The 26,611-nt window shown below is 62.4% G+C and carries 27 protein-coding genes; 15 read left to right on the plus strand and 12 right to left on the minus strand.

The features are described 5' to 3' along the window. The first annotated feature begins 33 nt into the window (after positions 1–33). Positions 34–942 carry a 1-aminocyclopropane-1-carboxylate deaminase/D-cysteine desulfhydrase gene (locus tag ACODTD_RS24215; RefSeq protein WP_489105304.1) on the plus strand — a complete coding sequence of 303 codons (909 nt, stop codon included), beginning with the start codon at positions 34–36 and terminating at the stop codon, positions 940–942. On the opposite strand, the gene ACODTD_RS24220 is transcribed toward ACODTD_RS24215, so the two are convergent. The 3 genes from ACODTD_RS24220 to ACODTD_RS24230 form a co-directional block, all read right to left on the minus strand. After that, positions 939–1,493 carry a cytochrome b gene (locus tag ACODTD_RS24220; RefSeq protein WP_011335028.1) on the minus strand — a complete coding sequence of 185 codons (555 nt, stop codon included), beginning with the start codon at positions 1,491–1,493 and terminating at the stop codon, positions 939–941. The genes ACODTD_RS24215 and ACODTD_RS24220 overlap by 4 nt on opposite strands. A gap of 196 nt (positions 1,494–1,689) precedes the next feature. Continuing rightward, complete coding sequence (gene phnX / locus ACODTD_RS24225; protein WP_201820057.1) at positions 1,690–2,517, minus strand: phosphonoacetaldehyde hydrolase; 828 nt, start codon at positions 2,515–2,517, stop codon at positions 1,690–1,692. 57 nt (positions 2,518–2,574) lie between these two features. Next, positions 2,575–3,684 carry a 2-aminoethylphosphonate--pyruvate transaminase gene (locus ACODTD_RS24230; protein ID WP_489105305.1) on the minus strand — a complete coding sequence of 370 codons (1,110 nt, stop codon included), beginning with the start codon at positions 3,682–3,684 and terminating at the stop codon, positions 2,575–2,577. Positions 3,685–3,797: 113 nt separating this feature from the next. Between ACODTD_RS24230 and ACODTD_RS24235 the strand changes: the two genes are divergently transcribed. After that, complete coding sequence (locus ACODTD_RS24235; protein WP_489105306.1) at positions 3,798–4,658, plus strand: LysR substrate-binding domain-containing protein; 861 nt, start codon at positions 3,798–3,800, stop codon at positions 4,656–4,658. Here ACODTD_RS24235 and ACODTD_RS24240 read toward each other — a convergent pair. Next, positions 4,628–5,527, minus strand: coding sequence for a LysR family transcriptional regulator (locus ACODTD_RS24240; RefSeq protein WP_273900801.1), 900 nt, complete (start codon positions 5,525–5,527; stop codon positions 4,628–4,630). The two genes, ACODTD_RS24235 and ACODTD_RS24240, sit on opposite strands and share 31 nt — an antisense overlap. A gap of 271 nt (positions 5,528–5,798) precedes the next feature. On the opposite strand from ACODTD_RS24240, the gene ACODTD_RS24245 reads away from it, so the two are divergent. Both ACODTD_RS24245 and ACODTD_RS24250 read left to right on the plus strand, forming a co-directional pair. Further along, positions 5,799–7,124, plus strand: a complete 1,326-nt coding sequence (locus ACODTD_RS24245) for an MFS transporter (protein WP_489105307.1) — start codon at positions 5,799–5,801, stop codon at positions 7,122–7,124. Between the two features lie 66 nt (positions 7,125–7,190). Beyond that, positions 7,191–8,588, plus strand: coding sequence for an FAD-dependent oxidoreductase (locus ACODTD_RS24250; protein ID WP_489105321.1), 1,398 nt, complete (start codon positions 7,191–7,193; stop codon positions 8,586–8,588). Between the two features lie 3 nt (positions 8,589–8,591). Here the strand turns inward: ACODTD_RS24250 and ACODTD_RS24255 are convergent, their stop codons facing one another. After that, a complete protein-coding gene (locus ACODTD_RS24255; RefSeq protein ID WP_489105308.1) occupies positions 8,592–9,998 on the minus strand; it encodes a type VI secretion system Vgr family protein in 1,407 nt (468 codons plus the stop codon). A gap of 220 nt (positions 9,999–10,218) precedes the next feature. Here ACODTD_RS24255 and ACODTD_RS24260 point away from each other — a divergent pair, with 220 nt between their 5' ends. Further along, complete coding sequence (locus ACODTD_RS24260; RefSeq protein WP_011335021.1) at positions 10,219–10,923, plus strand: YebC/PmpR family DNA-binding transcriptional regulator; 705 nt, start codon at positions 10,219–10,221, stop codon at positions 10,921–10,923. Between the two features lie 38 nt (positions 10,924–10,961). On the opposite strand, the gene ACODTD_RS24265 is transcribed toward ACODTD_RS24260, so the two are convergent. After that, complete coding sequence (locus ACODTD_RS24265; RefSeq protein ID WP_489105309.1) at positions 10,962–12,275, minus strand: leucine-rich repeat-containing protein kinase family protein; 1,314 nt, start codon at positions 12,273–12,275, stop codon at positions 10,962–10,964. 62 nt (positions 12,276–12,337) lie between these two features. Then, positions 12,338–13,471 carry a cell division protein ZapE gene (zapE, locus tag ACODTD_RS24270; RefSeq protein WP_221614367.1) on the minus strand — a complete coding sequence of 378 codons (1,134 nt, stop codon included), beginning with the start codon at positions 13,469–13,471 and terminating at the stop codon, positions 12,338–12,340. A 286-nt stretch (positions 13,472–13,757) separates the two neighbouring features. On the opposite strand from zapE, the gene ACODTD_RS24275 reads away from it, so the two are divergent. The 7 genes from ACODTD_RS24275 (at position 13,758) to ACODTD_RS24305 (ending at position 20,177) form a co-directional block, all read left to right on the plus strand. Further along, entirely contained in the window at positions 13,758–14,267 is a 510-nt protein-coding gene (locus tag ACODTD_RS24275; RefSeq protein WP_489105322.1) for a Csu type fimbrial protein, read from the plus strand. Between the two features lie 100 nt (positions 14,268–14,367). After that, the gene (locus tag ACODTD_RS24280) at positions 14,368–14,901 is read left to right on the plus strand and encodes a Csu type fimbrial protein (RefSeq protein ID WP_011335017.1); all 534 of its coding nucleotides are present in this window, start codon (positions 14,368–14,370) and stop codon (positions 14,899–14,901) included. Between the two features lie 20 nt (positions 14,902–14,921). Beyond that, complete coding sequence (locus ACODTD_RS24285; RefSeq protein WP_007951533.1) at positions 14,922–15,458, plus strand: Csu type fimbrial protein; 537 nt, start codon at positions 14,922–14,924, stop codon at positions 15,456–15,458. A gap of 4 nt (positions 15,459–15,462) precedes the next feature. Beyond that, positions 15,463–15,963, plus strand: a complete 501-nt coding sequence (locus ACODTD_RS24290; RefSeq protein WP_489105310.1) for a Csu type fimbrial protein — start codon at positions 15,463–15,465, stop codon at positions 15,961–15,963. A gap of 24 nt (positions 15,964–15,987) precedes the next feature. Further along, positions 15,988–16,770, plus strand: a complete 783-nt coding sequence (locus ACODTD_RS24295) for a fimbrial biogenesis chaperone (RefSeq protein WP_489105311.1) — start codon at positions 15,988–15,990, stop codon at positions 16,768–16,770. Positions 16,771–16,851: 81 nt separating this feature from the next. Further along, the gene (locus ACODTD_RS24300) at positions 16,852–19,209 is read left to right on the plus strand and encodes a fimbria/pilus outer membrane usher protein (RefSeq protein ID WP_041475352.1); all 2,358 of its coding nucleotides are present in this window, start codon (positions 16,852–16,854) and stop codon (positions 19,207–19,209) included. Beyond that, entirely contained in the window at positions 19,206–20,177 is a 972-nt protein-coding gene (locus ACODTD_RS24305) for a Csu type fimbrial protein (protein WP_011335013.1), read from the plus strand. Before ACODTD_RS24300 ends, ACODTD_RS24305 begins: the two co-directional genes overlap by 4 nt. Before the next feature lie 5 nt (positions 20,178–20,182). Here the strand turns inward: ACODTD_RS24305 and ACODTD_RS24310 are convergent, their stop codons facing one another. Then, entirely contained in the window at positions 20,183–20,935 is a 753-nt protein-coding gene (locus ACODTD_RS24310; protein ID WP_489105312.1) for an anti-sigma factor family protein, read from the minus strand. Then, a complete protein-coding gene (locus ACODTD_RS24315; RefSeq protein WP_489105313.1) occupies positions 20,932–21,438 on the minus strand; it encodes an RNA polymerase sigma factor in 507 nt (168 codons plus the stop codon). Before ACODTD_RS24315 ends, ACODTD_RS24310 begins: the two co-directional genes overlap by 4 nt. Positions 21,439–21,595: 157 nt before the next feature. Here ACODTD_RS24315 and ACODTD_RS24320 point away from each other — a divergent pair, with 157 nt between their 5' ends. Then, complete coding sequence (locus ACODTD_RS24320; protein ID WP_489105314.1) at positions 21,596–22,690, plus strand: catalase family peroxidase; 1,095 nt, start codon at positions 21,596–21,598, stop codon at positions 22,688–22,690. Continuing rightward, positions 22,687–23,232 (plus strand): cytochrome b, encoded by a 546-nt coding sequence (locus tag ACODTD_RS24325; RefSeq protein WP_011335009.1) that lies wholly within the window; start codon positions 22,687–22,689, stop codon positions 23,230–23,232. Before ACODTD_RS24320 ends, ACODTD_RS24325 begins: the two co-directional genes overlap by 4 nt. A gap of 7 nt (positions 23,233–23,239) precedes the next feature. Here ACODTD_RS24325 and ACODTD_RS24330 read toward each other — a convergent pair whose 3' ends face one another. Next, the gene (locus ACODTD_RS24330; protein ID WP_011335008.1) at positions 23,240–24,448 is read right to left on the minus strand and encodes an MFS transporter; all 1,209 of its coding nucleotides are present in this window, start codon (positions 24,446–24,448) and stop codon (positions 23,240–23,242) included. A 147-nt stretch (positions 24,449–24,595) separates the two neighbouring features. Continuing rightward, a complete protein-coding gene (locus ACODTD_RS24335) occupies positions 24,596–25,747 on the minus strand; it encodes a M14 family metallopeptidase (RefSeq protein ID WP_221614372.1) in 1,152 nt (383 codons plus the stop codon). A 97-nt stretch (positions 25,748–25,844) separates the two neighbouring features. Between ACODTD_RS24335 and ACODTD_RS24340 the strand changes: the two genes are divergently transcribed. After that, the gene (locus ACODTD_RS24340) at positions 25,845–26,018 is read left to right on the plus strand and encodes a hypothetical protein (RefSeq protein WP_489105315.1); all 174 of its coding nucleotides are present in this window, start codon (positions 25,845–25,847) and stop codon (positions 26,016–26,018) included. A 208-nt stretch (positions 26,019–26,226) separates the two neighbouring features. Here ACODTD_RS24340 and ACODTD_RS24345 read toward each other — a convergent pair whose 3' ends face one another. Next, complete coding sequence (locus ACODTD_RS24345; protein WP_011335006.1) at positions 26,227–26,565, minus strand: DUF6124 family protein; 339 nt, start codon at positions 26,563–26,565, stop codon at positions 26,227–26,229. Between the last annotated feature and the right edge of the window lie 46 nt (positions 26,566–26,611).

Raw genomic sequence — 26,611 nt, forward strand, 5'->3', positions numbered from 1 at the left:
AGAATGCCGGCTCTTTGCACAGAGCCGGCCTTCATGTTTCTGCCTCCCACCGACTGGCTACCTCAAGCCCCCCTCGAAGCGCTTGATCTGGACTGGCTCACCGCCGCCGGTATTGAAGTGGCGGCCCTGCGTCTGGACCGGATCGATCCGCTGATCAGCGGCAACAAATGGTTCAAACTCGTCGAACATCTCAAAGCCGCCGACCGCGCGGGTGCCGAAGGCATCATCAGCCTCGGCGGCGCGCACTCCAATCATCTGCATGCACTGGCGGCTGCGGGCAAGCGCCTGGGATTCACGACGGTCGGGCTGTTGCGCGGGCATCCGCAGGACACGCCGACGGTCAGGGATCTGCAGGAGTTCGGCATGCAGCTGAACTGGCTCGGATACGGCGGTTATCGGGCGCGGCACGAGCCGGGATTCTGGCAGCCTTGGCGAGAGCAATATCCGACGCTGCATCCGGTGCCCGAAGGGGGCGGTGGTCTGCCGGGTGCGCAGGGTTGTGCGGCGCTGAAGGATCAAGTCAGTGAACAACTCGGCAAGTTCGGCTGGGACGACTATCACGGTTGGTGGCTGGCCTGTGGCACGGGCACCACGCTTGCGGGATTGGTGTTGGCCGTGGCCGGACAACATGCGGTGTACGGCGCAATGGCCGTGCCCGACGATCACGGCGTCGCGGCCAATGTCGAGGCGATTGTCGGCGAAACCGGAGGGTATGAGTTGATCGACGCCAGCCGCGGCGGCTTCGCCAAGGTCGATCCGGCGCTGCTTGAATTCATTTTGCAAACCGAACAGGCCGGCGGCATTCCCCTCGAGCCGCTGTACACCGGCAAGGCCTTGCTGGCGCTCAAGCAACAGGTCGAGGCGGGCCGCTTTGCTCGGGGTTCACGCTTGATCTTCGTCCACACCGGCGGCTTGCAGGGGCGGCGCGGCTTTGACGGCTAACCCTGGCTGCGCTTGGGCATCATCCGCAGCAACGTGTTATCGCGCACCACGTAATGGTGATAGATCCCCGCCAGCGCATGCAGACCGATCAGCCAGTAGCCGATGGTGCTGATCAGCACATGCCAGTGCTCAACCTCTTTGGCGAACACCTTGTCTTCACTCACCAAAAGAGGCAGATCGAAACCGTAGAACATCACCTGATGACCTTCGGCGCTGGTGATCAGCCAGCCGAGGATCGGCATGCTGATCATGAACAGGTACAAGGCCCAGTGCATCAAGCGTGCGAGGATGGTTTGCCACGGTGGCGAGGCCGGGAAGATTTTCGGCGCCGGGCCCAGGCTGCGGGCGAACAGGCGAAACCAGACCAGCACGAATACCGTCAGCCCAAGCATGTAATGCACTTCGCGGATCAGCGTGCGGCCGCCGCTGCCCTTGGGAAACAGACCACGCAATTCCATGCTGGCGTACACCAGTACCAACAGCACCAGCATCAGCCAGTGCAACAGGATCGACACGGTGCTGTAACGGGATTCGGAATTTGTCCACGGCATACGGCGTTCCTCACGGTTCAGGGCTCAAGCGTGCCGTTCTGCGACGGCATGCCTTAACTGTAATCCCCTTTGGCGCGTTTGCCCGAGGCTAAAAAAGCTTTCACTGAGCTGAGTCAGCGATTTGACTGAAAACACCCATGAAAAAACGCCAGTGTCGGGCAGACACTGGCGTTTTTGTTTGTCGAGATGGGTGCAATCAGCTGCTTTGCGGCATCTCGCCGTTGGCCAGGCGCTTGTTGATGTCGGCGATCACTTCCGGCAGATCGCTGATGGTGTCGATCATGTAGTGCGGGCGCGAACCTTCGAACAGCGCGTGAATGCGCTTGCGTTCGCTGGCCAGCGCGTCGCTGCCCAATGCGCGGTAGCCTGCATAATCCAGGCCCAGCGCATTGCCGGAGCAGATCAGCGCCACGGTCCACATCCCGGCGCGACGGCCTTCGAGAATCCCCGGCACGGTGTCGTCGATCTTCACGCAGGCGGCGACATCGTCGATGCCCAGCGCAATCACGTTGGCCAGCGCCTGCGCCGGCCATGGACGGCCGTTCGGCACTTCGTCGGTGGCCACGACGTGGTCGGCGATGTAGCCGTTGGTGGCGGCCAGTGCCACGACCTTGTCCATCACTTGCTTCGGATAGCCGGAGCACGAGCCGATCTTGATCCCTTGCTGGCGCAGGTTGGCGATGGTCTCCAGTGCACCGGGAATCAGCGCCGAATGCTCGGCGATTTTCTCGATCTGCAGCGGCATGAAGCGGTTGTAGATCGCGGTGACGTCATCGTCGGTCGGGGTGCGGCCGAATGCCTTGCGATAGCGCTCGGCAACCTGCGGCTGATCGCACAGGGTGCGAATGTGATCCCACTTGCCCATGCCCATCGGGCCACGGGCCTCCTCGATGGACACCTGGACGTCGAACTCGGCGAAGGCTTCAACGAAGATCTGGGTCGGTGCGAAAGAACCGAAGTCGACCACGGTGCCGGCCCAGTCGAGGATGGCGGCTTGCAGCTGGGTTGGGTTGTTGTAGTTCATGTTGGTCAGAATCCTGTGTGGGCAAGGCAATTCAAATAAGGGAGCGGGCCGGGTGAATCAGATGTCGAGCACTTCCATCTCGCGCAGCACTTCACCCACCGCCGCGACGGCTTCGCGCATCTGCGCCGGGGTGACGTGGCCGATGCAGCCGACGCGGAAGGTTTCGACCTGGGTCAGCTTGCCGGGGTAGAGGATGTAACCCTTGGCCTTGACCCGTTCGTAGAAGTCCTTGAACTGGTAGCGCGGATCTTTCGGTGCGTGGAAGGTTGCGATGATCGGCGCCTGGATCGCGGCGGGCAGGAAGCTGCGCAAGCCGAGTTTGCCCATCTCTTCCATCAACGCCTGGCAGTTGGCGGCGTAACGCGCATGCCGTGCCGGCAGGCCGCCTTCTTCGTTGTATTGCAGCAGCGCTTCGTGCAGCGCCGCGACCACGTGGGTCGGCGGGGTGAAGCGCCACTGGCCGGTTTTTTTCATGTAGCTGTGCTGGTCGAACAGGTCCATCGCCAGCGAATGCGAATTGCCGGCGGCTGCGGCCAGAGATTCCTTGCGGGCGAACACGAAGCCCATGCCCGGTACGCCTTCCAGGCATTTGCCGGAGGCGGCAATCAGCGCGTCGAACGGGACTTTTTGCGCGTCCACCGGCAACGCGCCGAACGAGCTCATGGCATCAATGATCAAGCGTTTGCCGTGCTGCTCTACAACCTGAGCGATTTCCGGCAGCGGATTGAGGATGCCGGTGCTGGTTTCGCAGTGGATCAGCGCGACGTGGGTAATGTCGCTGTCGGCACACAGCAGGCGGTCGACGTCGGCGGCGGTGGTCGGTTCGTCTTCAGCGGTTTCGAAGGTGCTGAACGAGCGGCCCAGCACTTCGCAGATTTTCGCCAGACGCTTGCCGTAAGCGCCGTTGATCAGCACCAGGACCTTGCCGTCACGGGGGACGAGGGTGCCGATCGCGGCTTCGACGGCGAAGGTGCCGCTGCCCTGCAACGGTACGCAGTGATGGCTGTCGGCGCCGTTGAGAATCGCCAGCAGTTGTTCGCACAGGCTGGCGGTCAATTGGTTGAAGCGGTCATCCCATGAACCCCAGTCGACCATCATCGCCTGGCGGGTGCGGGCCGAGGTGGTCAACGGGCCGGGAGTGAGCAGGATGGGTGCGGCAGTACTCATTCGTATGTCCTCGCGATAGCGCTGTGGGATGAAGCTACGGGGCCTACGTTGCAATTCGCCGGATCATCAATCAAATTGTTTGTTGTTATGCCAGCCATCAGTGAGGGTTATTCATGAACCTGTTCCAGCTCCGCGCCTTCGACGCCGTGGCCCGGGAGGGCAGCTTCACCCGTGCCGCCGCACGCCTGTTCATCAGCCAGCCCGCGGTCACCGGGCACATCAAGGCGCTGGAGGAGCATTACCAGATCACCCTGTTGCGACGCACGGCGCGCCGGGTCGAGCTGACGGAAGAGGGCACCAAACTGGCAGCGATCACCCGGGCGATGTTCGGTATGGCCGAGGAGGCCCAGGCGTTGCTCGAGGCCAATCGGCAATTGCTCACCGGACGCCTTGAGGTGGCGGCGGACGGTCCGCACATGGTCATGCCGATGCTCGCCAGCCTGCGGGCGCGCTATCCGGGGATCACCGTGAATCTGCGGTTGGGCAATGCCCAGGAAACCTTGGCGGCGTTGTTGTCCGAGCATGCCGATGTGGCGGTCTTGACCGAGGTCGAGCCGCGCAAAGGGCTGCATCTGCAAGCGTTGAGTGAATCGCGGATCTGCGCGCTGGTGCCGGCCGCGCATCCGTGGGCGACACGTGCAGGCGAGGTCAGGCTCAAGGAGCTGGATCAGGTGATCATGGTCTTGCGCGAGCCGAGTTCGATTACCCGGCGCACGTTTGATCAGGCCTGTGCGCAAGCGTCGGTCAGCCCACGGGTGTTGCTGGAACTGGACAGTCGCGAGGCGGTGACCGAGGCGGTGGCGGCTGAACTGGGGGTTGGGGTGGTGTCTTCGGTGGAGGTCAGCCATGACCCCCGTGTCGTCGCGATTCCCATCGCGGGAGAAGGGCTGGTGAACCGGCACATGATCGGCTGCGTGGAGCGGCGGCGGGAGTTGCGGTTGATTCAGGCGTTCTTCGGATTGGCCCCCGCCTGAACAAGACTCTCGCGCACCATCTCTAGAAACGTCGCCACCACCCGCCGCGAGCTCTGCTCGCGCAGGCACACCAGCGTTTCGGTCAAGCGCCGGGTGCAATCGGTGATCGGTAGCGCGCAAACCCGTGAGTCCGCACCAAACTCCGCCGCCGACACCACACCCACGCCAATCCCCACCACCACTGCCTCCCGCGCCGCTTCCCGGCCTTCGACCTGGATCGCCGGGCGGATGCGGAAACCAGCCCGGGCCATTTCTTCTTCCAGGGTCTGGCGAGTCACCGAGCCGTGTTCGCGCAGCACCAGCGGCGTGTCGTCCAGATCTTCCAGACAGATCGATTCACGCTCGGCCCACGGATGATGGCGCGAGACGAACGCCACCATCGGGTCGTTGCGCAGCGGCACACACAGCAGGCGTTCATCGCTGACATCGCGACCGAGCAACGCCAGATCGGCCTGATAGTTGAACAGTCGAAACAGCGATTCATCGGTATTGCCGGTCTCGATTTTCACGCTGATCCCCGGGTAGCGTTCGCAGAACCGGGCGATCTGCGGCAGCACATGCACCGGCGCATCCACTGCCAGTATCAGACTGCCAGTCTGCAAGGCCTGGGATTCCTGCAGCAACTCCTGGGCTTCGGCCTCGACCACAAACAGACGCTGGGTGATCGCCAGCAAGCGTTCGCCCAAATCGGTCAGGCGCACCGAGCGCTTGTTGCGATGGAACAGCAACACACCGAAGCGTTCTTCCAGCTTGCGCACCTGGTCGGAAATCGCCGGCTGCGTCAGATAAAGCCGCTCGGCGGCCTTGGTGAAGCTTCCGTGCACGGCCACGGCGTGAAAGGCTTTGAGCTGGGCGTGGGAAACCGACATGTTCTGACTCCAGTAACAAGCTGAGCTTATGTGTGAAATACGATAAATCGATTGTATTTATTAAACAGTAATTGCTTTGATCGGCTTACGCCAACGCTGACTGCCCGGTCGGGCAGCGACGCTGGCCATGAGTCTGTGCGTGCAACACCAGGACTCATCTGACCGGTATCGCCGAAGGGACGGGGTGATATCGCAGTGCTCAACAATAAAAAACACAGGCGTTTACTCATCGATTCTGCCGGCACACTCACACCCTGAGGTCAGAACCACAATGAACAAGCACATCGGCACCATTGCGCGTTGGCGCATGCAGATCTTCGCTGTCACCTGGCTCGCTTACGCCGCGTTCTATTTCACCCGCAAAGCCTTTTCGGTGGCAAAACTGGGCATCGCCGAAGACCCGAGTTTCACCCTCGACAAAATGGCCATGGCCAACCTCGACGCGATTTACCTGGCGGCCTACGCCATCGGCCAGTTCACCTGGGGCATGCTCGCCGACCGCTTCGGCCCACGGGTCGTGGTGCTTGGCGGGTTGCTGATTTCCGCTGCGGCAGCGCTGGTGATGGGCAGTTTTGCGACCTTGCCGATCTTCGCCACCTGCATGTTGATTCAGGGCCTGGCGCAGTCCACCGGTTGGTCGGGGTTGTGCAAGAACCTCGGTAGTTTTTTCCCTTCGGAACAGCGCGGGCGAGTGCTCGGGTTGTGGAGTTCCTGCTACGCCTTCGGTGGATTGGTGGCCTCGCCGTTCGCCGGTTGGTGGGCGTACACGCTGGTCGGCACCTGGCACGCGGCGTTCATTTCCAGTGCGGCGGTGGTCGCGGCGGTGGCGGTGTTGTTCTTCATCTTTCAGCGCAACAAACCGGAAGATGTCGGCCTGCCGGCGGTGGAACCGGAACCGGTCATCAGTGCCGAGGAAGCCGAAGCCAACAGCAAACTCAGCGTGTGGGAACCGCTCAAGGAAATCCTGCGTAACCGCACGGTGCTGGTGTTGGGTCTGGCGTATTTCCTGTTGAAACCGGCGCGTTACGCGATTCTGCTGTGGGGCCCGGTGATCGTGTTCGAACAGATGCCTTCGGTCGGCAAGGTTGGTGCGGCGATCATTCCCACGGCGTTTGAACTGGCCGGTCTGCTGGGTCCGATCATGATCGGCCTGGCCTCGGACAAACTGTTCGGCGCCCGCCGCATGCCGGCCTGCGTGTTGAGTCTGCTGGCGCTGACCGTGACCCTTGCGCTGTTCATGGGCGCCTTGCACACCGGCAGCGTGATGCTGGTGGTCGCATTGTTGTTCGTGATGGGCCTGACCCTGTACGGCCCGGACTCAATGATCAGCGGCGCGGCCGCGATCGATTTCGGCAAGGCCAAGGCCGGCGCCACGGCGGCGGGATTCGTCAACGGCTGCGGCTCGGTCGGTGCGGTGCTCGGTGGTTTGCTGCCGGGTTACTTCGACTCGGTGACGGTGTTCATCGTGTTCGCCGGTTGTGCGCTGTTCTCGGCGCTGGTGCTGATTCCACACTGGAACAGCCGCCCGGTCGGCGTCATGGAACCGCGCGCCTACGTGCCCAATCGTGCCCTGACCGTCAAACCCCTGCGTAACTGAAACCCCTTGTCTCGCGGCCTGCTGCGGCACTCGCGGCAGGCTGTGTCGTGGCCGACTGACTGGAGAATTTTCATGAGACCGTTTTGGCTGGAGCAGGCTTTGCAGCTCGACACGTCCGAATCTTGCCCGCCGCTGCAAGGCGATGTGCGCACCGATGTGTGCATCGTCGGCGGCGGTTACACCGGGTTGTGGACGGCGATCATGCTCAAGCAGCAGAACCCTGAACTTGATGTGTTGCTGATCGAAGCCGACATTTGCGGTGCCGGCGCCAGTGGGCGCAACGGCGGTTGTGCGCTGTCGTGGTCGGCGAAGTATTTCACCCTGGAGCGGCTGTTCGGCGTCGAAGAGGCGGTGCGGCTGGTCAAGGAATCGGAGCGCAGCATCCACGCCATCGGCGAGTTCTGCGAGCAGTACGGCGTCGACGCCGATTACCGCCTCGACGGCACGCTTTACACCGCCACCAACCGCGCGCAATGCGGCTCCACCGACGCGGTGATTGCGGCGCTGGAGCGCAATGGCATCAACTCGTTTACCCAGCGGCCGGTCGCCGATGTACAGCGCATGGCCGGTTCGGAAAAGCACCTGGAGGGCTGGTTCTCGCCGGCCGCCGCCAGTGTGCAGCCGGGCAAATTGGTGCGTGGCTTGCGCCGGGTGGCGTTGCAGTTGGGCGTGCGAATTCACGAAAGCACGGCGATGACCGGGCTGGAGGAGGGCCGTCCGGCGCGCCTTCACACGGCGAACGGCCGGGTGACCGCCGACCGCGTGGTGCTGGCGATGAATGCGTGGATGGCCCGCGCTTTCCCGCAGTTCGAGCGCAGCGTGGCGATCGTTTCCAGCGACATGCTGATCACCGAACCGCGTCTGGATCTGTTGCAGGAAATCGGTTTGACCAGCGGCGTCACCGTGCTCGACTCGCGGATTTTCGTGCACTACTACCACAACACCCCGGACGGCCGGATCATGCTCGGCAAGGGCGGCAACACCTTCGCTTATGGCGGGCGGATGCTGCCGGTGTTCGACCAGCCATCGCCCTATACCGGATTGCTAAAACGTAGCCTCGACGATTTCTTCCCGGCATTCGCGGATGTGAAAGTCGATGCAACCTGGAACGGCCCCTCGGATCGCTCGGTCACCGGATTGCCGTTCTTCGGCCAGATGAGTGCCAGCGGCAACGTGTTCTACGGTTTCGGTTATTCCGGCAGCGGCGTCGGGCCGTGCCACATGGGCGGGCAGATTCTCGCCTCGCTGGTGCAAGGACTCGACAGCCCGTGGACGCGATCGCCGCTGGTCAACGGGCCACTGGGATACTTTCCGCCGGAGCCGATCCGCTACCTCGGCTCGCTGATGGTGCGCAACGCCATTCGCCGCAAGGAACGCGCCGAGGATCACGGTCGGCGGCCCCGGCACCTTGACGTGCGTCTGGCGAAATTCGCAGCGGCGGCGGGCAAGGCCGACAAGGCTTGAGCGTCAGCTTGGCGGGGCGGAACGGTTGAGCAGCCAGTCGAGCAGGAGGTCGTCGTCGGGTTCGTTTTCTGTCGGCGGTGCCTGGCGGAGCCGACAAGCGTCGAGGCAGAGGATCGGTCGGTCGGGATCGCTGTCGAGAAAACTCACCCAGACCTCGCTGCCGGCGCAGGGCAGATTTTCCCGAGGCAGGCCACCGCCGACAAAAGGCATGACCACCGGCAACCACAGCCCTTCGCTTGCGTCGGAGTGTGGCTGATCGGGCCATAACCGGACGACGATCCGGCCCTGAGCGTCCACTTGCGCCGGTTGCCCCGGCACGCCGAGCACTTGCGCCGGCTGATACCCCGGGATGCTCGGACGCTCTTGTTTCGGCGGCGGGCGAAACGGGGTCGACCAGGGCAGCGCCGTAAAGTCGTTGTGATAGCGACGAACCGTTGGCACCGGATCGAGTATCGAAGGTTGCTGGCCCTGATGACGCAAGTCGATGATCAGCCACTGCTCGTTGAACGCGCTCACCGGGTGCTCCATGACTTGCAACAGGCCCCCGCTGAGCAGTCGCGGGCAATCGCTGCGGCCGTGGATCGAGCGTGACCGGCAGCGTTGGCGTTCCAGCAGGCGGCGACTGCGCTGGGCGACGTGACGCTGCGCAGTCGGCAGAAATCCCGGTGGGGCGACGGCACTGCCCAGCGTGTGATTGGCGGCCTCGTGGCCCGTAATCGATTGCCCTCGCTCACGTACGCCGACTGGCATTTGAGGCAGCACCGCCTCATGGCGCTGGAACAGGCTGCTGAGGCCGGTTGCCGGCGCATCAATCTGCGTGTTGAAAGCCATCGCTGTCGGTTGTTGCGGCAGGCTCAGGCTGTCATCGGCGAACACCACCACATGACCGTCCGGCTGATGTTCGAAGTGATAGTGGATGCCTTCCTCTTCGCAAAGCCGTTGCAAAAAGGCCAGGTCGGTTTCTTCGTATTGAATACAGAACGGGCGCGGAGGGTAATGGCCGACAGTCATCTCGATCCGGTAACTGTGGGCTGGCAGGTGATGTTCGCTGAGCAGTTGTTCAAGGATGGCCGGCACGCTCAGTTGCGTGAAGACACGGCGTACGGGATGTTGCTCCAGCGCTTGCAGATGCGGCATCAGCACCAGTTGGTAAGCGATCCGGTGCGTTGCGCGGTGTTCGCAGCTGGCACTTTGAATGATGCCGTGAACTCCGTGGTCGTCGTCCAGATGCAGAAACGCCGCCTGATGCAGCAACTTACCGGGTGCCCAGGCGGGCGCCAGGCCCATGACTTCGATCTCGAACCGAAAGGGCTGATTCAGCGCTTCGTGGCCGCTGAAGTGCAGGACTGGCAGGCTTATCCCACCCTCGGCCAGGGTCAGCGAAAACGGACTTTCCTTGTCATTGAGCATTCGGGCGGGCTCTGTTCAGGCAATACGGGCGACAGAGGGTACGAAAACACGACGTCGAATGGACGTGGCAAACCAGTTTTTCAGAATCGCCCTACAAGGCGCGTAGAAGATGTCGATGCGCATCGGAATTTTTGGTCGATTGCCGACTTTAGGCCGTATAAACTTGGCGCCATGCGTCGGCCAATAGATGTCTCGGCGCCACAGATCAAGAGAGTGAGTAATGGGCGCACAGTGGAAGGTTAAACACAAAGAAGCGGCAGCCAACGCCAAGGGCAAGATCTTCGGCAAACTGGTGAAGGAAATCACCATTGCTGCGCGTAACGGTGCCGATACCGCGACCAACGCACACCTGCGTCTGGTGGTCGAACAGGCCAAGAAAGCCTCGATGCCCAAGGAAACCCTGGACCGCGCCATCAAGAAAGGCGCAGGCCTGCTGGGCGAAACCGTTCAGTACCATCGCGTGACTTACGAAGGTTTCGCACCGCATCAGGTGCCGCTGATCGTCGAGTGCGTGACCGACAACATCAACCGCACCGTGGCGGAAATCCGCGTGGCGTTCCGCAAGGGCCAACTGGGTGCTTCCGGTTCCGTTGCCTGGGACTTCAACCATGTCGGCATGATCGAAGCGTCGCCGGACACCCCGGACGCCGATCCGGAAATGGCCGCAATCGAAGCCGGCGCCCAGGATTTCGAGGCTGGCGAAGAGGGCGCGACCCTGTTCCTGACCGATCCGACCGACCTCGATGCCGTGCAGAAAGCCCTGCCGGAACAAGGCTTCACCGTGCTGTCGGCCAAACTGGGCTATCAGCCGAAGAACCCGGTCAGCGGTCTGAGCGACGAGCAGATGGCTGAAGTCGAGGCGTTCCTCGAAGGCCTGGACAACCATGACGACGTGCAGGATATGTTCGTCGGTCTGGCCGGCTGACAAACCGGAAAATCGCAGCCCTCGGGCTGCGATTTTTTTCAGGCGTGTTGCAACGCCTGGCTGATCTCGCCAAACCCCGGCCGCGCCAGCACATCCGGCTGACAGCAGCGCTGTTCCAGGGCCTCTAGCACCTGACGCTGTTCATCGCTCAACCCCGAGTCGATACGCGTCAGCAGTTCCCCCAGTAAAATCCCGAACGCACGCACTTCGAGGCGTTGCAGCGCGCGGGTTTCAGGCGTGTCCGCCATGGCATGGAACGACGCCGCGCCAAAGTCCCCCAGCAGACAGTCGCCCTGATCGTTCAACAGAATGTTGTGTCCGTAGAGATCGCCATGGGTGATGCCGTGACGGTGCAGATGCCCGGCGACAGAGGCTATGCCGCGAGCGATACGCAGGGCAACGTCGGCACTGAAACGACAATCGTCGGCATATACGTCCCGTGAACAGGACGCCAGGCTCGGCAGCCCGGCCAGGTTGCGATAGCTCGGATCGATCAACTGCATCACCAGACCTTGCTGGCCATCGGGATGCTGGTCGATGCGGCCTTCGACGCGGATCAGGTTCGGGTGCAGCCCGGCGGTGATGCACGCGTTCATTTCATGCAGCGGCGAGCCGTCGCTGGTCATTTCGCCCTTGTACAACTTGACTGCCACGGACGTGGCCGGCTGATTCGCGGGCTGCCACTGCGCCCGGTAAATGACCCCGGAAGCGCCTTCGCCCAGCGGTTGTTCCAATTGCAGCGCCGACCAGTCGATCAGTGGCGCTTTGTCGAGGGCGGCCGCATCGGCTTCGGTTTCCAGCGGATTGCCGGCGTAGGCCAGCCAGGTCAGGCTCGGCAGGGTCAGCAGCCATTGCGGCAACTCGGTCAACTGGTTGGCGGCGATGCGGATCAGCTCCAGTCGATGGCACTGGCTCAGTGACGGCGGCAGGGTGTTCAGACGATTGCCGGCAAGCATGAGTTTTTGCAGCAGCGGACGTTCGCCCAGTTCGGTGGGGAGGGTTTCGATGGCGTTGTCGGTCAGGATCAGCCAGCGCAGATTTGGCGGCAGCGCCGCGCCGGGCACCTGAGTGATGCGGTTGGCCTTGAAGCCGATCATCGTCAGCGCCTGGCACTGGCCCAGGCACGCCGGCAATTGCGTGAACTGATTGTCGGAGCAGAACAGCACGCGCAGGCGCGTCAGACGGTGCAAGTCGTCCGGCAGGCTGCTCAGGGCGTTACCGCTGAGGTTGAGCACTTCCAGCGTGTCGGCCAGGTTGAAAATCTCCGGCGGAAATTCAGTCAGTCCTTCGGCCAGGTCCAGCCGGGTGATGCGTGACAGTTCGCCGGCGCGCAGTTGTGCAAGGGTGTGCATGAAAAAGGATCGCTATCGAGAAGGCGCAGGGCGCCGGAAATGGACCGCATGATAACGGCAAATCAGCCTGGTTCGTGCACTTCGCGCAATTGCCCGAGCCGGCTGCGGGTGCGGGCCAGATCGATCGCCTGGCCACCGAGGCTTTCGCGCAACGGGAGCTGGCCGAGCAGGGTCAGATGTTTGTCCTGATCGTAGAGCACGTCGATCAGGTTGATGAACCGCTGCTGGGCGGCGATCGAACATTCGCCCAGTTCCGGCAGTTCATCGATGATCCAGTGGTCGAAGCGCCGACACAGTTCCAGATAATCCATCACCGCCGTGGGCTGTTCGCAGAGGTCGTTGAAGGTGAAGCCGACGCGCCGGTCTTCGCACAGTCGCGCCTGCAAATGCCGGCTGCCGACCGCCAAGGGCAACGGCGCGGCATCAAGGGGCGGCAGGTTCAAGGCGAGGCGCTGCGCCGGGCTGGCCGGCCAGACGTAATGGCCCTGGGTGAAGACCTGATGCGCGTGCCGACGCGCCTGGCTGCGGTAATCGTGGGGGCCGCCGACTTCCATGACCTGCATGCGCGCATTGATCAGGTCGATTACCGGTTTGAACCGCGCGTGATACAGCGGATTGGGCAGCAAGCCTTCGGGCGGGTAGTTGGAGGTCACCAGCAACAGGATCCCGCGCTTGAACAGTGCCTTGAACAGGCGGGTGATGAGCATCGCATCGCCGATGTCATGCACGTGAAATTCATCGAAACACAGCACCCGACAGTCCATCAACAGCGCATCGAGGGTAACGGCGAGCGCGTCATCGCGATCGCGGTGCTCGAACATGCCCTGATGCAACTGGGCGAAAAATCCATGGAAGTGCAGACGGCGCTTTTGCTCGATGGGCAATGCCTGGAAAAATCCGTCCAGCAACCAGCTCTTGCCGCGTCCGACCGCTCCGTGCAGATACAGGCTGGGCGGGGTTTGCGCAGGGGTGCCGAACAACAGACCGGCCTGATGGGCCATGCAGTCGATGACCCGCTGCTGGCTGTGGCTGAGGGTGTAGCCCTGGCCGTGGGCCTTTTGCCGGAAATAGTCACGCACCGATTGCGCGCTGGCAGCGCACTGGCCCGCGTTTGTAACGGAGCGTTTGCCGAAGAAATGGCGCAAGGCTGACCAGCGCTGGATCAGACGCGAACGGTCGGGCGGTCGGGCGGGCACTGCAATCACTCCGTCATCATCGGGCCGGCTCCCCGGAGCGCGGCGGGGTAGTTTAACCAGACGGGTAGTTTTGCTTCCACTGCGCTTTATCGTTTTTCCGTAGAGCAATCTGCGGTGTGTACAGGATTTTTCAACACTTTAAATCGGCGTGTTGCCAATCTTTCGAAACAAATCCCGGCGGGCGACTGGATCCAATCGACTGGCGCAATCGGCGTCCGTTGCTAACCTGAAACACTGTAACGACAGAGACGCTGTCGCCATCAAGGAACGGGCGGTGAATGCAGGGATGGTCTGGGCATTGCTGGGCGGGCTCGCGGTACCGGTCCACGCCGCCGACCTTCAGGTCGAGGTGCGGGTCGATGTGCAGCGCGGTTGCCAGCTGATCGGCCTGCAACGCGAGGCCGGTATCGAGCAACTGGGTGTGCTCGACTTCGGCACCACCGCGCGGCTTGGCGAGCGGGACGGGCCACTCGGCGCGGCGCTGCCCAATTCGCGCCTGCCGCGTCTGGAATGCAACCCGGACACCCCGTATCAGTTGCGCGTCGATGGCGGCCTGCACGGCGGCGTGGGCGAGGTGCGTTATATGGCGGGGGAGGCCGGCAGCAAGCCGATTCCCTATCGCCTGTATCAGGACGCCGCGCGGCGGGTGCCGCTGGTGGTGGATGTGCCGGTCAGTGGCCGGGTGCCGGACAGCGGCACGGTGGACTTGCCGTTATACGGGCGGATCGAGCGTATGGCGGAGGTGCCGCGCGTCAGCCGGTATTCGGATCTGGTGAAGGTGACGGTCACCTGGTGATCGCGGAGTTTTTCAGCCATTCGGTGGAACCGGGTGGCGCAGGGAAGGGCGTTCAATGACGAGCGCAATGGTCGAGTGATCCTGAAGGAGTCGGGGCTCAATGATGGGCAGACACGGGCGAGTAATCGCCACAGCCACGTTGCTGTTGTTCACCGAGATCGCGTCGGCGGCGGTCAGTGGGCATATCCTTGCGCGACTGACGCTGATCGCCGGCTGCGAGGTCACCAACGCCTCCAGCCCCGCCAGCCCGGTGGATGGGCTGGGCTCTCTCGATTTCGGCCAGCAGGGCCCGACCTGGAACGCACCGATCAAGGCCAGCCTCAGCGAAGCGGGCAGCGGCCAACTGAATGTCGCCTGCAACCCTTCGGTCACCGGGTTCACCGTGACCATCGACGGCGGCACCCACGGCGACGGCACCACACGCCGGTTGAGCAACGGGCGCCAGACGCTCCCCTATCAGCTGTTTCTCGATGCCTCCGGCAGCCAGAGCTACAGCATCGGTCAACAACACAATTTCGCTGTCACCAGCGGCGCACAGATACCCATCCCGGTATTTGGCTCGGTGGTGGCGAACACCCGAGCGGTACCGGCTGGTGTCTATACCGACACCCTGACGGTGACGCTCGACTGGTAACCCCGTAGAGGACGAACACCATGCGTACGATTGCATCAAGGATAGGTTTGTCGTTGCTCGGCCTGACGCTCGCTTCCAGCGTCAATGCCGCCACCACGGTCACCGGCCAGATCACTTCCAGCCTGATCCTGATCAGCAGTTGCCAGGTCAACGGTTCCGGCGGTTCGACCGGGCTGAACTTCGGTGCGTTGAACTTCGGCACCGCCAACAGCCTGTTCACCACGGCCACCGGGCAGGTGCTGGGCGGCGGGGGCGGGGCGCTGTCGATCCTGTGCTCGGCCGGCACCACCCCAACGGTCAAGGTTCGGGCCGGCGCCCATGACGGGCTCTCGCCGGGTGGTACTCGCGCACTGTACGACGGGGTCGCCAACTACGTGCCGTATGACCTGTACACCGACGCCGGACACTCGCAGTTGCTGGCCATCGACGGGGTGATCAACCTCGCCGCCAGCACCGGTGTGGCGCAGACCGTGAACATCTACGGTCAGGCGGTGGGCAAGGCCGGGCTGCCGGCGGGCACGTATACCGACACGATTTCCGTCGAACTGACGTTCTAGTGCCATGGCCCGGCATGGCGGTGCGGTGCTGTTTCTGTTGTGTGCGGGCAGCTTGCCGCTGCCGTTGGCGGCGGTGACCAGCCAGAGCTTTCAGGTCAGTGCCACAGTGACACCGGGCTGTCTGGTGGTGGGGGGCGTATCGAACTATGGCGGGCTGAATTTCGGTTCGCGTTCGGCGCTGGCCACCGGCACGGTGCAGGTCGCATTGACCGGTGGTGTCACGCTGCAATGCACGCCGGGGGTGGCGCTGAACATGACGGTCGATGGCGGCCAGTACAACAGCGGAGAGCGACGCATGCAGATCAGCGGAGGCAGCGCGAAGGTGGCGTATGCGCTGTTTCGCGATGCGGCATTCAGCCAGAGCCTGGGCATCGGTCAGAGTGTGGCGGTGGCCTACAGCGATGCGAACAATATCAGTCTGCCGATCTACGGACAGGTGCAATTGCCGGGCAATCAGCCCGGGGGGACATACAGCGATGTGTTGCAGGTGCAGCTGTCGTGGTGATGTGAAATGACAAGGAGCAGGTTTATGGGGTTTTTCACGTCACGCTATTGGTCCGTGTGTTGCGCCGTGCTGGCGCTGGTCATGTTCGGGACGCTCAAGGCCCAGGCCGCCAGTTCGGTGCTGATCTGGCCGATCGATCCGGTGCTGGAGGCCGATCAACAGGCCAGTGCGCTGTGGCTGGAAAATCGCGGCACGGAAACCGCCAACCTGCAGATCCGCGTGTTCGGCTGGAGCCAGAGCGGTTTCGAAGAGCAATACCGCAATCAACGCGAGGTGATCGGCAGTCCGCCGGTGGCGAAGATCGAGCCGGGTCAGAAGCAACTGGTGCGCCTGACCCGTACCAAAGACGTGCCGCCAGGTCAGGAGCTGGCGTACCGGATCATCATCGATGAAATCCCCTCGGCCCAGCCGCCCGTTGCCGAAGACGGCAAGACCGCTGCGGCGATCCGCTTCCAGATGCGCTACTCGGTGCCGCTGTTCGCCTATGGCGCGGGCCTGTGGAGCAAGGAAGACAGCGCCCGTCAGCGTGACCCCAAAGGTATCGGCCTGCCGCAACTGAGCTGGCGGACGGTGGCGATGGAGGGCCGTCCTTATGTGGAAGTGCGTAATCAGGGCGCGGTTCATGCGCGATTGACCGATGTGGCCATCAAGCAGGGCAGCCAAAGCAAACCCTTGGCCGAAGGCCTGCTCGGTTACGTGCTGCCCGGCGCAGTGATGCGCTGGCCGGCACCGGGGCCGGTGACGGGAGAGCTGGCGGGGCGCATCAATGGCGCGGCGCAGGTGCAGAGCATTCCGCCGGCGCGATAGCCGTAGCGAGTCATGTCGAAGCCTGGCTTCGGCGCCAGCGGTTTCAGGAGGAATCAGTCCATTGACGGACGTAACACGCTAATGAGTCCGGGATGGGCTCGCCGTATTCAGCGTCCGTTGTGGCTCATGACCGGCGCGTGGTGCCTGATGTTCATTCATCCATCCGGGGCCGGCGAACTGCCGCCGCCTCCCAGCGGCATGGAGGCCGTCAGCGATGCACAGTTGTTTCTGGAACTGGTGGTCAACCAGATGAATACCGGTCGGGTGGTGGCGGTGGAGCAGCGCGGCGGGCGCCTGTTCCTGCCGGCCAGCGTATTGCGCGACACCGGCATGAAGCTGCCGGAAGAGGCGGGTGCCGAAGTCGATCTCGACGGCCTGCCGGGCCTGCACAGCGATTACGACAGTGTCGGCCAGCGCCTGCTGCTCGACGTGCCGCCGGACTGGCTGCCGGAGCAGTTCATCGGCAACCGCGAGGTTTATCCACGCACCCCGGCGCTGAGCAGTTTCGGCGCGTTATTCAACTATGACCTGTATCTCAATGACACCGACGACGCCGGCACTTATCTGGCGGCGTGGAACGAGGTGCGGGTGTTCGACAGTTGGGGCACTTTGTCGAACACCGGGCAATATCGCCGCACGTTGTCGGGGGATGCGGTCAGCACGCTGGACAACGGTTATCTGCGTTACGACACCACCTGGCGTTACTCCGATGACGAACGGATGCTGACCTACGAGGCCGGGGACGTGGTCAGCGGCGCCTTGCCCTGGAGCAGTTCGGTGCGGCTGGGCGGTGTGCAGTTCTCCAGGGATTTTGCGGTACGCCCGGATCTGGTGACCTATCCGCTGCCGCAATTCGCCGGGGAAGCGGCGGTGCCATCTTCGGTGGATCTGTTCATCAACGGCTACAAATCCAGCAGTACCGACCTGCAACCGGGGCCGTACACCCTGACCAACATTCCGTTTATCAACGGTGCGGGCGAGGCGGTGGTGGTGACCACCGATGCGCTGGGCCGGCAGGTGTCAACCACGGTGCCGTTCTACGTCACCAGCAGCCTGTTGCAAAAAGGTCTGAGCGATTTTTCGGTGGCAGCCGGTACGTTGCGCCGGGATTATGGCCTGAAGGATTTTAGCTATGGGCCGGGCGTGACCTCGGGCAGTCTGCGTTACGGCGTCAGCGACACCTTTACTCTGGAGAGTCATGCCGAAGCGGCGGATACCCTGACCCTCGGCGGGCTGGGCGGTAACTTGCGGCTGGGCAATTTCGGGGTGCTCAACAGCGCGATCAGCCAGAGCCGTTTCGATGGCGACGGTGGTCAGCAACTGAGCCTCGGTTATCAATACAGCGGCCAGCGCTACAGCTTTTCCTATCAGCGTCTGCAACGCCGCGATCGCTATGCCGACCTGACCGTGGTCGACAGCCCTTACACCACACTCAGCAAGCGCAGCGAGCAGGCGACCCTGAGCCTCAACCTCGAGCGCTGGGGCAGTCTCGGCGTCGGTTATTTCGATATTCGCGCGGCAGACGAAACCCGCACGCGGTTGCTCAATCTGAGCTGGAGCAAACCGCTGTGGCGCAACAGCAGTTTCTACCTGTCGGCCAACCGCGAAATCGGTGACAGCAACTGGGCAGTGCAGGCGCAACTGGTGATTCCGTTCGACCTGCGCGGCAGCCTGGCCATCAGCAGCGAACGCAGCAAGACCGGACAGACCCAGCAACGGGTCAATTACAGCCGCGCCGTACCGTCCGAGGGCGGGGTGGGCTTCAATCTCGGCTATGCCAAGGGCGACGGCGCCGATTACCGTCAGGCGGACGTGACCTGGCGCCTGCAATCGGTGCAATTGCAGGCGGGCGTCTACGGCACGTCCGACGCCGAAACCCGTTGGGCCGATGCCAGCGGCTCGCTGGTGTGGATGGATGACCAGGTGTTCGCCGCCAACCGCATCGACGATGCGTTCGTGGTGGTCAGCACCGATGGTTATGCGGACATTCCGGTGCGTTACGAGAACCAGCAGGTCGGCCAGACCGACCGCAACGGCCACCTGCTGGTGCCGTGGAGCAGCGCCTATTACCGCGGCAAATACGAAATCGACCCGCTGAACCTGCCGGCCAACGTGCGCAGCCCCAACGTCGAACAGCGTATTGCCGTACGCCGGGGCAGTGGCTATCTGCTGGAATTTCCGCTGAGCCGGGTGATTGCCGCGAGCATCGTGCTGGTGGATGCGCAACAAAAGGAATTGCCGCTGGGCAGTGGCGTGCTGCACGAGCAGAGCGGCACGCGGACGGTGGTCGGCTGGGACGGGCTGGTCTATCTGGAAAATCTCCAGGCGCAGAATTCGCTGCGAGTGACACTTGCGGACGGCAAGACTTGCCAGGCGCAATTCAGTGTCGATCTGCAGCAGGACGAAGTGCCACTGATCGGCCCGCTGGTGTGCCAATGATCCGGGCGCGATTTGTTCTGTGGCTGTTGTTGCTGCTGCCGGGGCTGGCGCAGGCGCTGTGTTCGGTGGTGACCACCACACCGGCCGGGTTCGGGAACATCAGTTCGATCGCCGTGCGCACTACCTCGCAACCCAGTTCTACCTTGAACGGAGGCTTGAGTTGCACCGGTTCGCTGCTGTCGCTGCTGACCAACAATGACCATTTCTGGGCCACCGTCACCTCAACCCAGAGCGGTTTGCTCGGGCCCACCGGTGACGTCATCGGTTACACGATCTACGCCAACAACAGCACCAGTTACCCGCTGACGCGCGGCACCGCCTATGACTTCGCCCGCAATGGCATCATCGATGCCCTCGGTTTGCTCGGCGGTACGGTGCCGAAAACCGTTCCGCTGTACTTCGGTACCACCATCGGCAGCAACGTGGCGGCCGGCGTGTATACCGAGACACTGAGCATTTTCTGGAACTGGAATTATTGTTCGGGCATCGGTGTCGGCGGGCTTTGCCTGGGCCGCGACATCAACAGCGGCACCACGACGCTGACGGTCAACCTGACGGTGTCCAACGACTGCACCATCACCGCGCCGAACATCGCTTTCGGCAGTGCGCCGGTGGTCAGTGCATTCACCCCGGTGACCGGGCAGACGATCAACCTCGCCTGCACCAAGGGCAGTGCCTACACGGTGGGTCTGAACGACGGGCAAAATGCACTGAGTGTCGGCGGACGACGGCGGATGATTTCCGGCAGCAACTATCTGGCCTACGACATTTTCAAGAGTGCCGGCACCACCCGTTGGGGCAGTGTCGGCGCGGCTCGCCGCGCCAGCAGCGATGCCGAGGTCAACCCCGGCAACGGGCTGGGCACCGGCAGCCAGATCTTCAATTACAACGCGAAAATCTACACCGACCAGACCACACCGCCCGCCGGAACCTACCTGGACAATGTGGTGCTGGATGTGGGGTTCTGAACCGGCTAGAAACTCACGGATTGCTGGAGCATTTTCGCCGCCGGGGTATTGGCCGGGCTGACCATCGCGTAGTTGTAGCCCTTGCCGGACCAGTACTCGGCCTGCAGATCTCCGTCCTGGCGGCTGCCCCGGGGCAGGAAGGTATTCTTCGGTCCCGGTGGACGTACATAGAAACTGACCTTGTGCCCGCTCCGGTCTTCATACATCACCATCGCCGCCGGGCCTTCATCGGTGCTCAGCAGACGGCCGCTGACCGGTGCGAAACCGGCCGACGTCAGGTCCGGCAGGCGATTGGCCTGAGTGAAATAACGGTCGAGCCAGCGCTGGATATCGCCGTCACCATCGACCTTGTAGTCCGCCGGCAGAAGCCCTTGCTGGGCGATCAAACGGTACGCCTGCAAGGCATCCGTCATCGGTGCCGGGGGATGAAACACAGTCATGTCCCGGGCCTTCCAGCCTCCGACACCGCCGAGGCTGACGGCAATCAGCAGCACCGCCGCGCTGGCCCACTGGCGGCGTGACTGGCGTTTGAGGCGCTGACGGATCAGCGCCGGATCAAGGTCAGGATTGGCCGGTTGTTGCAAGGCACCGCTGAGGGCGGCGCGCAGGTGCTGGGCGTCCTGTTGCCAGGCGCGAACCTGCGCCGCTTCGTCCGGATGGCTGGCGAGCCAGGTGTCCAGCACATGCCGGTCGGCCTCGCTGAGCTGGTGATCGACGTAGGCGTGCAGGTCACGTTCGTTGGGGGGCAGACTGATCATTTGAGTATCCGCAAGGAAGGGCTGCTGATTTCCCCGTCGCTGAGCTGGCGCAGGGCCTGGCGAGCACGGGACAGGCGCGACATCACGGTGCCGGTGGGGACGTCGAGAATCTCGGCGACCTCCTTATAAGTCAGGCCTTCCACCGACACCATCAGCAGCAGGGCGCGCTGTTCGGTGGGCAGTCGGTCGAAGGCCTTCAAAGTCGATTGGGCAATGACGGTGCGTTCCACCGAGGGCTCGGCGTCATCACGGCCGGTGAAGAATTCGAGCATCCGCGCATAACGCCGCGAACGCCGATGCGCATCGAGAAACTGCCGGTACAGGATCGAAAACAACCAGGCGCGCAGATCGCCGTCGGCGCGTTTTTCGCCCCAACCCGACAGCGCGCGCTCCAGACTGGCCTGTACCAGATCGTCGGCGCTGCTGCTGTTGCGAGTCAACGACACGGCAAAACGCCGCAATCTGGGGATTATTTCTCGCAGTTGTTCGTCGAATTCGCTCATGAAGTTGTACTAGTCGCTACGCTGTGGACTAGGAAGACGCCCGGCATTGGAGGTTATTCCACGTTCTGAAAAATAAATACCGGGCCGTGGAATAAATCCCGATGACGTGCGTCTTGCTGATTCTTCCTACTTGTGGCCGATGGCCCTGGAGTGCTTCATGGTTGATCGCAGCTCATCGCCCGGCGGGCCACAACGCCCGCCACTGAGTGCCGCGAGCCTGGTGTTGCGTCTTGGCGGAATCGCCGTGGTCGTCGCAGCCCTGGCCGGGGCCTTTGCCTACGTTCATGGTTCATTTGACCCACAACGTCTGACGCCTAAAGCGTTGGTCGATGTGCTGGAAAAGAACAACGGCGTGCATCCCGGCTTTCGCCGCAATCACGCCAAAGGTGTTTGCGTGATCGGACATTTCGAGAGCAGCGGCGAGGCTCGCTCGTATTCTGTCGCGCAAGTGTTCAACGAGCCGCGCACTCCGGTGGTCGGGCGCTTTGCGTTGCCGGCCGGCAGTCCGTATGCGCCGGACAGCGCCGTACCGATCCGCAGTCTGGCGCTGCGTTTCACTCAGGCCAACGGCCAGCAGTGGCGCACCGGGATGAACAGCATGCCGGTGTTCCCGGTCGGCACGCCCGAGGCGTTCTATCAATTGCAGCAGGCGCAATCGCCGGATCCCGCCACCGGTAAACCGGATCCGACCAAGGTGCCGGCATTTTTTGCCTCACACCCGGAAGCCGTGCCGTTTCTGACCTGGATAAAAACCGCCAAACCTTCGGCCAGTTACGCGACGGAAACCTACAACAGTGTCAACGCGTTCTATCTGGTGGACGCCAGCGGCAAGAAGCAAGCGGTGCGCTGGAGCATGACGCCTCTGGCCCAGGACGCTGCCGGTGCGACCGCGCCTGAAGGTAGCGACTTCCTTGAAAAAGACCTGGTGCAGCGCCTGGCCGAAGGGCCGCTGCGTTTTCAGTTGAACATCACCTTGGCCAACGCTGACGATCCGGTGAACGATGCGAGCAAGACCTGGCCCGCCGGTCGCAAAACGTTGAACGCCGGCACCCTGGTGCTGGAAAAGACCCAGCCGCAGCTCAGCGGCGAATGCCGTGACATCAACTACGATCCGCTGGTGCTGCCGGCCGGCATTCAGGGTTCCGACGATCCGCTGCTCGCCGCGCGCTCGGCCGGTTACGCCGATTCCTACCTGCGTCGCACCAGCGAAGTCAGCCAACTGCCCACCGGCAAAAAGGAGGCTCGCCCATGAGCACGCAACCGACTCATTTCAATCCGCTGGCGCGGTTGCTGCACTGGTTGATGGCGTTGATGATCATCGCGATGTTGTTCATCGGCGCCGGTATGGTGACCTCGGTGTCGGCGCGGCATGAATGGTTGATCAACCTGCATAAACCGTTGGGCATCGCGATACTCGCTTTGGTGATCGTGCGCATTCTGGTGCGACTGGGCACCCGTCAGCCGCCGCTGCCGGCGGATCTGCCGGGCTGGCAGGTGATGGCGGCCAAGGCCTCTCATCTGTTGCTATACGCGCTGATGCTGGTATTGCCGCTGCTCGGCTGGGCGATGATCAGCGCGGCGGGGGATCCGGTGATGCTCGGCACGTCCCTGCAATTGCCGTCGATCGTGCCGGCGGATGCGCAGGTGTTCGCGTTGCTGCGCAAGGCTCATGGGTATCTGGCGTATCTGCTGTTCCTGACCGTGCTGCTGCACCTGGCGGCGGCGCTGTTCCATGGCTGGGTGCGCCGCGACGAGGTGCTCGACAGCATGCTGCGGGGACGCAATCGCGGTTGATCGTGTGTCAGTCCGACGTGGCGAGGGCGCAAGCCGCCTCGCCACGTTTCCGGGTGGCCAGCGTTCGCCACCAGTACAGCAGCGCGACCACGTTGATTGCGGCACCCAGCCAGCAGACGCCCGGCCATCCTGCCCAGGCGTACATGGCGGTCGAGGCGATTGAGCCCAAGGCGCTGCCCATTGAATAAAACAGCATGTAGCCGGCAGTCAGTCGGCTTTGTGCCTCTGGGCGGACGCTGTAGATCAGGCTCTGGCTGGTGACGTGCACGGCCTGCAAGCCCAGATCCAGGGTGATGACGCCAAGCAGCAACGCCCACAACGAAGACTGGGTCAGTGCGATCGGCAACCACGAACCGAGCATCAGCAGCAGCGACAGACCGCTTACCCATTGCCCCAATCCTCGATCCGCCAGGTGTCCGGCTCTGGCGGCGGCGAGTGCACCCGCCGCGCCGGCGAGTCCGAACAATCCGATTTCACTGTGGGAAAGCGACAGCGGCGGGGCGGCCAGCGGTAACACCATCGGCGTCCACAGCACCATGGCGCTGGCGAAGGTGAGCAGGGCGAGGATCGCACGTTGGCGCAGCACCGGTTCTTCACGAAACAGGCTGAACACTGAGGCAATCAATGCCACGTAATGCGTGGATGGTCGTGCTTCTTCATCCTTGGGTAACACCCGAAACAGCAACACAGCCATCACCAGCGTCAATCCCGCTGACAGCAGATAGATCGAGCGCCAGCCGGCCAGATCAGCCATACCGCCGGCCACCGTGCGCGCCAGCAGAATGCCGATGACGATGCCGCTGGTGATCACGCCCACAACCTTTCCGCGTTGCGCCGGGACGGCCAGGGTTGCGGCGTAGGCGACCAACACCTGGGTGACCACGGCCAGCAGGCCGGTCAGGGTGACGCCGATCAGTAGCCAGACGCTGTTCGAGGCCAAGGCGATCATCAGCAAGGCAGCGGCGGACAACAGCGTTTGCGTGACGATCAGCCGCCGGCGGTTGAGCAGGTCGCCAAGGGGCACGAGCAACAACAGCCCGAGGCCGTAGCCGACCTGAGTCAACGTCATGACGATGCCGATGCTGCCCGGCGACAGGCCGAAGGCGTCGGCCATTGCATCCAGCAGCGGCTGGGCGTAATACACGTTGCCCACCGCGAGGCCGCAGGCGATGGCGAAAAGCAGCACGACATCTTTATCGAATGTTGCAGTTTTCATGTCCCGGATCCTTTCAGGTTTCAATTTGAAACTTGATCGACGGTAAGGAATCCGGTTTTGATTTGCAACCTGATTGGGTAAAAGTCGGCGCAAAAAAAAGATCGCAGACAGGCTGCGATCTTTCGTGAAGCGAAAATCAGGGGACGATCAGCGCAGGGTGTCGACCATGTCCGCGATGGTGGTCAGCACGTCCTTGCCCAGTTGCTTCGAGCGCTTGCCCGACCAACCGGTGAGCGGGTTCGGCGCGTCATCGTGATCCTTGAATGGCATTTCCAGGGTCAGCGACAGGCAGTCGAACTTCTGGCCGACGCTGTTGCAGGCCAGGGTCATGTTGGCCTGACCCGGTTCGTCGCGGGTGTAGCCGTACTTGGTCTGGAAGTCTTTGGTGGTGTGCTTCAGGTGGCTGCGGAAGTGCTCTTCGAGCTTCTCCAGGCGCGGGGTGTAGCCCGGATTGCCTTCGCAACCGGCAGTGAACACGTGGGGGATTTCTTCGTCGCCGTGTACGTCGAGGAACAGATCGACGCCGTACTTTTCCATCTGCTGCTGTACGAAAAGCACTTCCGGGCTGACTTCCTGACTGGCGTTCTGCCAGGCGCGGTTCAGGTCCTGGCCCATGGCGTTGGTGCGCAGGTGACCGTGGAAGGCGCCGTCCGGGTTCATGTTCGGCACCAGGTACAGATCAGCGCTGGCCAGCAGTTTGTTCAATACCGGATCGTCATGATGCTCCAGGCGTTCGATCACGCCTTCCATGAACCATTCGGCCATGTGCTCGCCGGGATGTTGCTGGGCAATGATCCAGATCTTGCGGCGACCTTCGGCGCCGGTGCCTTTGCGCAGCAGCTGAATGTCGCGGCCTTCGACGCTTTTACCGGTGGCCAGCAGTTCGGTGCCGGCCTTGGTCAGCGCTTGCTCGATCAGCCAGTCATGACGGCCGCGGCTGTAAGGCTCGAAGTAGGCGAACCAGGCGTGGGTCTGCTCGGCTTCAAGGCAGAAGCGCAGGCTGTCGCCTTCGAATTGGGTCGGAATGCGGAACCAGTTGACGTGGTCGTAGGAAGCGACTGCCTGATAACCGGTCCAGGCCTTGTTGTACGAGGATTGGCTGGCGTTGACCAAGCGGAACCAGTGTTCCTGATGAACGTGCAGGCCGCTGGCCTTGAAGTGGAACCACTGGAAATGGCCGCTGCGAGTATCTGGCCGAATTGCCAGAACCGGGTTGAGCGGGTTGCTGATGTCGATGACTTGGATGTTGCCGCTGTCGAAGTTGGCGCTGATGTCGAACGAAGATTTGGCCACGGTCATAATCGGTTCCTGAATATGATTTTTATGGCGGCTACTTTACACGCAAGACAGGGGTGAAACCGAGGGAAATTGCGGGTTGTGGCGGGGGGCGTCTTCCATGACGCGGATGCAGCTTAGTGGCTGTGCGATTGATTCTCAAGTGCTAATTGGCATTACTTTGCCCCAATGTGGCCGGGGTTCGCTTGCCAAGCAATATCCTTTTGATATTATCCGCGCCATTGAATTTGCGGCACCCAAAGACTTCATTAGCCTGAAGCCACAAGCCAGATAACTGGCAAAAAAAAGACCCGGCAAAAAGCCGGGTCAAAAACCGTGATTAGCCTGATGAGGAGATAGTCCAGAAGACCGACCTAAGGTCTCTGGTCCATCGACTGATCTCGCGACCAGTTGCTTGCAATAATAATCATTATCATTTGCAAGTCAAATGTTTTTATCTGCGCGATAGGAAAGTTCTTTCCTGTCCGTCCGAACTCCCGTCTTCAGCGCACTGCGCCATCAAGCGAGTGATCAACCATCGCCCGCGCCATGTCCACCATGTGCACGACCGAAAACGCCAGATCCCGATTGACGCCCTGCAAGCTGTCCGCAGCCTTGAACGCCGTCGCTGCTGCACAACGGAGCAGGTCGGAGGCGTGGACCAGGGATTCTTCGCCACTCAGGTTGCTGTTCACGCCGAAAAAGCGCTCATCCACTTCCGGTTCTGACACAGCTGGTTTCAAGTAATAGTCCAACGCCCGTTGCGCAGCGGCGCACCCTTGCGGAGACGTAAAGGTGGTGTCCATTTGCAGGTCGGGCAAGTCTTTGCTGGGGATATTCATGGTGAAAGGTCACTCCTTGGTCGATTCAAATCCGTGACCCAAGAAT

It is taken from the genome of Pseudomonas sp. FG35, from assembly GCF_057809295.1.